Below are 9,090 nucleotides of genomic sequence, written 5' to 3'. Positions count from 1 at the left end.
AGGCAGCCATTATGTGGCTTCGCATACGGCGCAAATTGCCATAGGCACCGATTCGCGCCCAAAGCATTGGAACCGCGACCCTCGTGCATGGATGTTCGCACACGATAAGCTACTTGCAATATTCTTTTGTTAGCCTAGTATAACTTACAAAAGACGCACCCGCCCGTCCCTAAAATTATTCCCTAGGCAAAGCAACCCGCAACACTGCAACACCCCCCCCCAAGAATCAAAAAGCGCCCTGGAGAAAGAAAGCCGCCTATGAAACTAAGTCACCTCATACTGAAAGTCGAGCAGCTGGATCAAGCTGTTCGAGAATACCGAAAAGAAGGGTTCGCGGTCGAGTACGGAAGAACGAAAAGCCCGATCAATGCCCTCATCTACTTTTCCACAGGACCTTATATCGAGCTGCTGGATGGCTCAAGGATGCCCGACGCCGCAAAAGTCCTCATGCGGCTTCTGGGCAAAGGCGCCCTTGTCGATCGGTTCGAACGCCTTGACTCTTGCGCCCCGGGGTATCGCGAACTCGCCTTGGAAAGCTACGGGAGCAACCTTGCCGAAGAAAGGGCGGTTCTGCGGAAACACGGAATCAGAAGCTGCGAAGCTCCCGCCCATCGAGTGAACGCACATGGCAGAGACCTGCGATTCCGAATCGCATCTCCAACAGCCCTCGACGTCCCTTTCCTCATGACTTACTTCTCTACCGATCCAAAGCCCAAGAACTTCGTCCACCCAAACGGTATCGAGCAAATCAACCGGGTCGTCTACGGCACAAACCCCGTTCGATTCCCGTTGATACGGGAATTGTGCGACGACGAGCGCCTTGAGCTTGCATCAGGCGGCAACATCGAGGTCAGCTTCAAGAAACGCGCCTGAACCAGCAAGCAGGAGTCGGTCCCACAGCTATTCGGCACGCGACGCCCCGCCCCTCCGACGGTCGGCGGCGCAATGCCCGCCCTTCCGCGCGGATCGTCGCGCCATCCTGTCAAAACGAACGAGTTTTGCGGCGATTTCCCGTCTTTGGGAGAACCATTCCTCGAACGCGTTTTACATCGCCCCAGGTCACGCAGCCGCCAGTAGCTTTTATCCTGGTTCGAGGACCAGCAAAACTCGTTCGTTTTGACAGGATCGTCTCATCCTTGCCATGCGCCTCAACCCGAAAGCCAAGCGCACGCGCCATCACGAAACTTCTTCGCCATCCGCTTGGCCGAGCACCGCGTCAAGCAACTCGAAAAACCGATGAGCTTCGTCGGCGGTATCAAAACGCAGCGCTTCGGCGTACAGAACGTGCGCAACCGCCGTCAACGCCGCCGGAGTGTACTCCTCATGGGCAACCGACCCCATAAGCACGCGCGCCCGGCCCCTCCACGGCTCCACCCCTAAACTTCCAATGGAAGGGCATTCCCTCTTCTGGGCCAAAAGCGTCAGCAGATCCTGAGCAGATCCAACCGCCCGAGAGCGCGCATGCAACTCCGCGCCAGCCGCATGCGAAAGCTCTTCCAAATCGCAAACGACACCCTTCTCCACCTGCTCATCGCACGGCAAAGCCTTCGGCTTGCTCGCACTGCACGACCTTCGTCTAAAGATATCGAACATGCGCATCGAAGCTCCTTTGCCGCCCCTTCGCAACCTTCACCCGTCGGAGGAAGGCTCGTGCGCCGCGAAATCCAAGTTCCAGCGCGTGTGAAATGATACCGCCCGAAACGCCCAGCTGAACCATGCATGGACAAACGATCAATATGCCCAACCATGTGCCCATCAAGGCTTCAGGGCGCGCGGTGAACGAGGCGTGCGAACGGGTGCTTCGCACGAACTCGCGCAATTCGAAACGCGGCGCATAATCGAGCGGAATACCCAGCTTGAGGCACGTCAAAAGTCAAGCAACTAGTTTGCATACTAATTTATCAGTTCAATTAATGATTCGATTCGGTATGTAAACCTTTGGAGCCCTGCGAAACGGTTTCGATAGAAAAATAGTAACATTTTTATCATATCCGTTACGACGCCTTGGAGAGGGTGTATCGATCCATGACGCTGTGCCTACGACTGAACAACTGGGTCATTGCCACTACCGCCGCGCACAAAGCGCTCGCCAAGACCATTGGACTTGCAGGCGGCATATCAGTAAACCAGTACCGAATCCTTGCGCGGCTGCAGGCATTCGAGCGATTCGACCAAATGCGAAGCCTTGCCAAAACGCTCAGCCTGCATCCATCGACCGTTACCATGACCATCAAAGAGCTTGAAGCGATGAACCTGGTCAAAACCCAGTGGGACAAAGACGACCGACGCAACACCGTTGTCCTGTGCACCGAACGCTCCGTCCAGCTCATCAAAGACATCGACCGAGAAATTGTGGACCAGGTCAGACAGATTTGGGAGCTTTACACCACCGACGAACTTCTGCTGACATACTACGATTCCTTGAAAACAGCCGCGAACAACCGCGTGATCAGCAAATACGGGCTAACCCTTGACAACGTGGAACGCTCGTACGCCGAATGCGTGTTCGTCAATCACGCAACAGAATGCCGCGCCCTGAAAAAGAACGGGGTGTCCCTGAACAGCTTCAAGATCCTCGCCTGCCTTACCGACGCGCCCATCGGGCTGTCCCCTATCGTGATTGCAGGCAAGGTGTTCCTACGACCGCCCGAGGTTTCGGAAGCGTTGAAGAAACTCGAGAAGCAGGGATACGTTGAGCGGCAGCGGTCAGCCTCGGACCAGCGCTACACGTACGCGCGCATCACCGAGCAGGCGCTTTACGACCTTGACACCTTCATCGTCCCCGATTTGCTTGGAGCCCTCATTGCCATCATTCCCGAAGAGAGTCGAAGCAAGGCCCACCAATACTTCGACATAGCCGAAAAGATCGTCGCAGCCATGCACAAAACGAAGGAGCCGCCGTTCTAGACCTGCGGCTCCCGTAGCACGTCAATAAGAAGGCGCGATGCGACGGCCGGCAACCGTCGCATCGCGCCGCAAAAGCCCTACGCTGCGCTTTTGCGCACCTTCAGCAAGATTGCAACAATGCCAACAGCAAGCAGGATATGGCCGATGCCGGCGATTCCCGCCAACGCCGCATCGGGCGCGCTTGCCAGCGTTACGCCAAGCACCTGCGTGATCCCCCGAATCAAAAAGCCCAAGCACGCAATGTTCAGGCCAATGTTGTACACAACAACAAAGGGCATGGTTTTGCCCTGGGCCGAAAACGAGAACGACTTCTCAAGCAGCGCGAGCAGCAGGAAGAAGACCATGCCCAGCACGAAATAGTGGGTATGGATAAACGAAAGGCTCGTAAACCCGTCAAATCCCAAAATCTTGGTGAATTCCCGATAGAACACGCCCATCGCCAACGCGATCACCGCATAAACCAACGCAAAAGTAGTGTATTTCTTGACCATGCTCGCCTCTTTCCGATTCCAACAAAGCGTTGCGTCGCTCGTCTTTCGACTGCGATCTTCCCAAAGCCCCGACGAAGCCGTTTGCAGCCTCGCGCAGAGCCCCCTCTTACATGAACATCGTTCATATTAAATGATATTATAGAGGTAGCACAAGCGCAAGAAAAGAACCGTAACGCTCACATATCAAGCAAATACACTGGTCAAACGCATCTTGCACAAGAACGCCTACTGATACTCGCGACGAGCTCCGCCTTTGAGCACCAGCTTCACACACGTCCCCGCCCCCAACTCGCTTTCCACGTCCATGTGCGTGCCGGGGCCAAAGTAGCCGCAAATGCGATCGTGCACGTTCTTCACGGCAATCCCCAGGCCCGTCGACGATTCAGGATGCAGAATGTTTTGGCGAGACTCCTCCGTCATGCCAACGCCGTCGTCCATCACGCGCACAATCACGTCCTGGCCTATCACCTCGCCCGTAATGGTTATCGTCAGCTTGCCCTCCGACGGCATGGCGTGGCGAACCGCGTTTTCCACCAGCGGCTGCATCAAAAACGGGGGGACCATCATGTCGTCGATGCGCGAGTCGATCTCCTCCACCATGGCAACGCGATCGGCCCCGAAGCGCGCCACCTCGAACGTGAAGTACCGCCGCGTCTGCTCCATTTCGCGACCGAACATGATCAGGTCGGCAGAATCCTCCAGCGTGCGCCGGTAGAACACGGCGAACTCGCGCAGCAGCTTGCGCGCGGTTTCCGGATCCGTACGGATCAGCGAAGCAATGGTATTGATGGTGTTGAACAAAAAGTGGGGATTGATCTGGCTTTGCAGCATTTTTAACTCCATGCTGGTAGCCAGGTTCGTCTGCTCTTCAAGCGCAGCGGCGGCCATCTGCGTAGACAAAAGCTGCCCGAAACCCTCCGCGATAGACTTCTGCGTTTCGCTGATATGGCTGGCCCGACGATAGTAGAACTTGAGCGTGCCCTCCACGTTGCGGCCCACCGTGAGCGGCACGATGATGGCAGCCTTGATGGTTGAGCTGTCGTGCGGAAAACCGATGTCCTCGGGCGTGAACAAAACGCGCATTTCGCCGTCGGCGATCGTGGCATGCGTGGCGTGCGTGCGGATGATGCTGCCCGACGGATTCTCGGACTCTTCGTACCCCGAATACGCCAAAATCCTGTCTTTGTCGGTAATGGCCACGGCAATAGCGGCCGTCGAAGGAAGAAGCAGTCCGCATATTTTTTCTGCCGCCGTGCGGTCAAGGCCCTCGTTCATGCAGGCCAGCGTACGGCTTGCCAGCTTGAGCATGGCGTCAGATTGCCGGGCGCGCACCGAATCAGGGTCCATGAGCAGCCTGATGACCACCACGATGGACAGCGTAAATACGATGCCCGCGCAAAAGAGCGCGATGATGTTGTTGTTCGGCGCGATCAGGTTCCAAATAAGCACCAGGCCCGAAAGGACCGTGATCGTGAACATGAACATCTCAAGGGTGAAGAAACGGGGCAACGACGCCCGCTCTTGCGATTCTTTCCTCATGGTGCCTCCCGCACAACGCGACATCTGCACACCGCGCTCGAAATTGCTTTTACAGACCGCGCGCGAGTGTCGTCACCGGGCGCGTCAGCTCAGTATACCGAATTCGTTCAGCACCAACAGGGCAGCCGCCAGCAGAAGGAAGCATCCGAAGATGAAGCGGAGCATGCGTTCGGGCACCACGCGAACAAGACGAGCGCCTACAACAGCACCGGGAATGGACCCGATGGCTATGGCGATTCCCGCCGCATAGTTGATGTTTCCCAGCAACGCCTGCTCGATAACGCCCGGAACGGCCAGGATCATGACCGCGATGAGCGAAGTGCCGGAAGCCTGGCGCATCGAAATGCCCACCAACGACAACATCATGGGCACCATGATGAAGCCGCCTCCTACGCCCACGTATCCCGATGCCACGCCCGCGACCAGGCCGATTGCCGCTCCCACTAGCAGCTGCTTGCGCGTCAGCTTGCTCGACGGCGAAGGACCGGCAGGGCCGCCGGACGCGGTCGTGGTCGTGGTCGTGGTCGCGGACGCGGTCGCAGAATCGACGGATTTATCAGGCGCCGTTTCGACCTGGATGGCAGCCGCCTGCAACGATTCCGCAGCAACGGGCGACGCATTCTTCATCTTGAACGCTTTGGACAGCATCTTGAACGCAGACCACCCGATGATGAGCGCGGCAGCCAACATGATCATCCAAGCGGGAGATATCTGGGCAAGCCACACGCCCAACGGCGACGTGATCGCGCCGCCAAGGCCCGCGGCAATGCCCAGCGACGGGATGCAGGTTTTATGCCGAATATGGGAGACCGCGCCCGAAACGGATGTGGGAATGATGGTGAACAGGGACGTAGCCGTAGACATGACGGGGCTCATATCGAACGCCAACCGAAAAATGGGAACCATGACCGTGCCGCCGCCGATGCCGAGCAGCCCTGACAAAATGCCGATTCCCACGCCGACGAGCGCCGGCAGAACATAGAGCATGAAGATATCCATGAACGCTGAGCTTTCCTTTCGCTTGGCGCCCAAGCACGCGCAGCGTCAAGTGTAGCCGAAGTGCAGATGCCTTTCGCCAAATACGGTACTGCTTTTTACAAAGGTAAGCGTTTGGTTTCCGTTTCCGGCCCCGAACGCAAGGCGGCCGGCGTTTCGCCGGCCAACCAGGTGATGCTCATCAAGCGCGTTATTCCGCGATGTTCAGGCGAATCTCGCTGGTCACGCCCGGGTCGATAGCCTGTGCGGGAGCGGGTACGGGACGCATGGGCGAAGACCCGGCAGCGCTGGCGTTCAGCTGGCGCTGCGCAGACGATTGCAGCAGCGCGGTGCGCAGGATCTGGTCGTTTTCCATGCGCGCCATAAGCTCCGGCCACACGAACTGGAACTCGAAGTACTTCGCGCAATTGCGCTGAGCGTACGTGGTGGCTTCGCCGGTCGCGGCACGGGCGGCCTTGCGATACGCGCGCTTGTCGGGCCGAGCAAGGCTGCGCAGAAACGCCGTCAGGCGAATGCGATTCGTGATGCCCGGCTCCAGGAAGGGACCCGGATACGGCTCAAGCGACGAAGGCTTCACCTGCAGCAGGTCGATCTGCGTGCGGCTGTACTCCATCTTGCGATACTCGTAAAGCCAACGGAAGATGTCCTGACGAAAACGCGTGCCCTCGCTTTCGGTCTCAGGGGGAAGGTGACGCAAACTCCACTGGTTGTCGAACCAGATGTCCGACCCGTACATGCGCAGGTTCAGCATGTAATCCAGGTCTTCGCCGCGCGCGATCCACGGATCGAACGACAAGCGGCGAAACGCCTCTTTATGCAGCGCCAGGCACCCGCCGCACACATGGTTCGAGCGCGACAAGCGAGGACCGCGCATGGCTTTGGTAATCCACTTGTTGAACGCCTTGCCCTGCTGCCAGAAATGGTTGTACCACTTGTCCTGGCTCTTGGACAGGTACGACCCTTCGGAATTGAAGTAGAAACCGGTTTTGGCCAAAATGGGAATGCCCTTTTTCGTAAGCTTGCCCAGGCCGTACATGGCTTTTTGGAGGAAGTCGGCGTCGTCGACCACTTCGTCATCGTCTAGGAACACAACCGAATCGTAGCCGAGCACGTTGGCCATCACCAAGCCGAGGTTGCGCATAGCACCGTAACCCGCAAGCCCAATTTCCTTTTGCAGCTTGCCCAAGCCCAACTGCTCCATGCGCTGCTGGATAAGCGCCAGCTCAGGCGCGCCGATGACCACGATGTTAAGGGACGAGAAGCGCGAAGCCGTGGCCTGCACTTTTTCGGCAGCTTGGTTTTCGATGGACGGCTCGCTAACAACCAGCAAGACGATCTGCCCAAGACCGCGCACCTTTTGAAGCGAAGCAAGCAGGCGAGGCAGCTCGCCAGGCGCCGAAACCGGCGTCGCGTGATCGTACGTGGTAAGCACGCTGCCGCCGTCTTTTCGGCGGCGGGCTGATATGAAAACTGGAACGACGATAACGGGATTCATGCACGTCCTTCATTCGACCGACACTTTGCAGATTCGCACGCGCACCTCCAAAAGCGTCCGAGGGCACGTTCGTTGCGAGTCTAACCTCCCTATTGTAGCTATTTTCAACCAACCCGCTGTCCAATTCATCGAAACAGTGAAGCGCCTGGTGAGCACCTATAGAACATACAGAAAGGGCGCCGATAGTCCGACGCCCCCGTGAACTGAAACAGAGTATGCGATGCGAAGATCCGCGCCCGGTACGCCGCAAGCTCGCCGGAGTGCGAACTCGCCAGATGCGCTTACGCGTCGGGCTGCTTCACCACGCCAAAGCGCCTGAGCGCCGTCAACAGAGGAAGACCCAGCACATACATGACCAGCGCCTCGCCCAAACCGGTCGCCACCACGCCGAACAGGTACATGGGAAGATACATGCCATCAAGCGCAATGCTAGTGAACGGAATGGTGTAGTAACCCAAACCCTGCAGGATCAAGGGCAGGTACGCCGGCACGATGAGCGCGTTCGCTATCACCGGGCCAAGCAGCGCCAGCTTCGGCTTTTCGCGCATCTTCCAACACCAGAGCGCCCCTACAAACGTGGCCAAACTGCCGAACACCACGTCAAGCATGCCAAGCGCGCCCGTACCGTTGACGGCCAGCGCAATCAGGTTCGCAATGATGCAGCCGACGGTCAAACCGGGAACGGCCGCAGGCGTGAGCACCGCCAGCACGCACACCGCTTCCGAGATGCGAAACTGCACCGGGCCCCAAGCTAAGCCTTGCAGCAGCATGAGGGTCACCAGCGTCGCCGCAGCATACACGGCTGCGATCATGCCCGCTTGGGCGACATACGTCGTCTTCTTGTTCATGGATATCTCCTTGTCTCCGCACGGCAAGCGCCGCGGGCTTTGGGCAACTATAGGTCGCAAGTGCAGGGCCCAACGATGCAAATGCGAGACCTTCCGATGCGGGCGTGAAATCCGCAGCGCAAAGCCAGAAGGCAGTATAGCAGAGAAGCGGGCCTTGAGCGCGCCGCGCGACACGGCGCACAGCAAAGCCGAGGGCGCCAGGGGCGAGGGCGCTGTTCGCTTGGCGCTCGTTCGCACGCGGGCGTCTGCGCCGTCGTTCTGCGCGCAAGGACGCAGGAGGTTGAACGCGCAGGGAACCGATGACCGAACGCGCGGCTCGGTGCCTTTCCTGCGATTTTTTGGGCACGAAATCGCGGGCCTGCGCTCCTTGCGCGGCTTGTCGAGCGCGGTCGTTTTGTGCGCCCGCATCAACGAACCAGCTCACCGAGACGCAGCGGATTCGACGGCTGTCGAGAGCCCTTGTCCAGCAGCGCAGACCGGGGATTTTGCGCCACGAACGGATCGAACGATCCCACCAACAGATCTTCGCCCTGCCGCCAGACCATCGAGCTGGGAGCGCAACGCGCGCAACCCATCCGCAACTCGTCGGGTAGAATACGACAGAAAGAACATCGCGCGTCCGCGCCCGAAGAGAAAGCCGGAACTGCATGGAAACCTTGCAAGCGATACAGCAGCGCAGAAGCGTGCGCGCCTTCACAGACGAGCCGGTGGAAACCAGCGTGCTTGAAGAACTGGTGGAAGCGGGAGCTTGGGCGCCGTCGGGCAGCAACGTGCAGGCATGGAAATTCGGCATCGTGACCGATCCGCAGCTGGT

At 58.4% G+C, this 9,090-nt stretch carries 9 protein-coding genes; 3 read left to right on the top strand and 6 right to left on the bottom strand.

Features of this window, described 5'->3' with window-relative positions; all coding sequences use genetic code 11:
- Positions 1-258: 258 nt before the first annotated feature.
- Entirely contained in the window at positions 259-873 is a 615-nt protein-coding gene (locus ACMNI9_RS08135) for a VOC family protein (protein WP_216529182.1), read from the top strand.
- Between the two features lie 303 nt (positions 874-1,176).
- On the opposite strand, the gene ACMNI9_RS08130 is transcribed toward ACMNI9_RS08135, so the two are convergent.
- Positions 1,177-1,599, bottom strand: a complete 423-nt coding sequence (locus ACMNI9_RS08130) for a hypothetical protein (protein ID WP_418831526.1) — start codon at positions 1,597-1,599, stop codon at positions 1,177-1,179.
- A gap of 426 nt (positions 1,600-2,025) precedes the next feature.
- Here ACMNI9_RS08130 and ACMNI9_RS08125 point away from each other — a divergent pair, with 426 nt between their 5' ends.
- Complete coding sequence (locus ACMNI9_RS08125) at positions 2,026-2,907, top strand: MarR family winged helix-turn-helix transcriptional regulator (RefSeq protein ID WP_114566647.1); 882 nt, start codon at positions 2,026-2,028, stop codon at positions 2,905-2,907.
- Positions 2,908-2,984: 77 nt separating this feature from the next.
- Here the strand turns inward: ACMNI9_RS08125 and ACMNI9_RS08120 are convergent, their stop codons facing one another.
- The 5 genes from ACMNI9_RS08120 to ACMNI9_RS08100 all read right to left on the bottom strand — a co-directional run bounded on the left by ACMNI9_RS08120 (position 2,985) and on the right by ACMNI9_RS08100 (position 8,276).
- Complete coding sequence (locus tag ACMNI9_RS08120; protein ID WP_114566648.1) at positions 2,985-3,398, bottom strand: DUF2871 domain-containing protein; 414 nt, start codon at positions 3,396-3,398, stop codon at positions 2,985-2,987.
- Positions 3,399-3,623: 225 nt separating this feature from the next.
- A complete protein-coding gene (locus ACMNI9_RS08115) occupies positions 3,624-4,937 on the bottom strand; it encodes a histidine kinase (RefSeq protein ID WP_114566749.1) in 1,314 nt (437 codons plus the stop codon).
- An 84-nt stretch (positions 4,938-5,021) separates the two neighbouring features.
- On the bottom strand, positions 5,022-5,936 hold the full coding sequence (locus ACMNI9_RS08110) for a sulfite exporter TauE/SafE family protein (protein ID WP_418831524.1): 915 nt from the start codon (positions 5,934-5,936) through the stop codon (positions 5,022-5,024).
- 187 nt (positions 5,937-6,123) lie between these two features.
- Positions 6,124-7,428: a glycosyltransferase family 2 protein gene (locus ACMNI9_RS08105; RefSeq protein ID WP_216529178.1), complete on the bottom strand. Its 1,305-nt coding sequence runs from the start codon at positions 7,426-7,428 to the stop codon at positions 6,124-6,126.
- A 281-nt stretch (positions 7,429-7,709) separates the two neighbouring features.
- Positions 7,710-8,276, bottom strand: coding sequence for a QueT transporter family protein (locus ACMNI9_RS08100; RefSeq protein ID WP_114566651.1), 567 nt, complete (start codon positions 8,274-8,276; stop codon positions 7,710-7,712).
- Positions 8,277-8,923: 647 nt separating this feature from the next.
- Here ACMNI9_RS08100 and ACMNI9_RS08095 point away from each other — a divergent pair.
- Positions 8,924-9,090 (top strand): nitroreductase family protein (locus ACMNI9_RS08095; RefSeq protein ID WP_418831529.1); only part of this gene is annotated, 167 nt, incomplete at its 3' end.

It is taken from the genome of Paraeggerthella sp., assembly GCF_048427265.1.
GTDB lineage: Bacteria > Actinomycetota > Coriobacteriia > Coriobacteriales > Eggerthellaceae > Paraeggerthella > Paraeggerthella hominis.
Note: the sequence above shows the minus strand (reverse complement) of the source record. Positions and strands in the feature narration are given on the sequence as shown.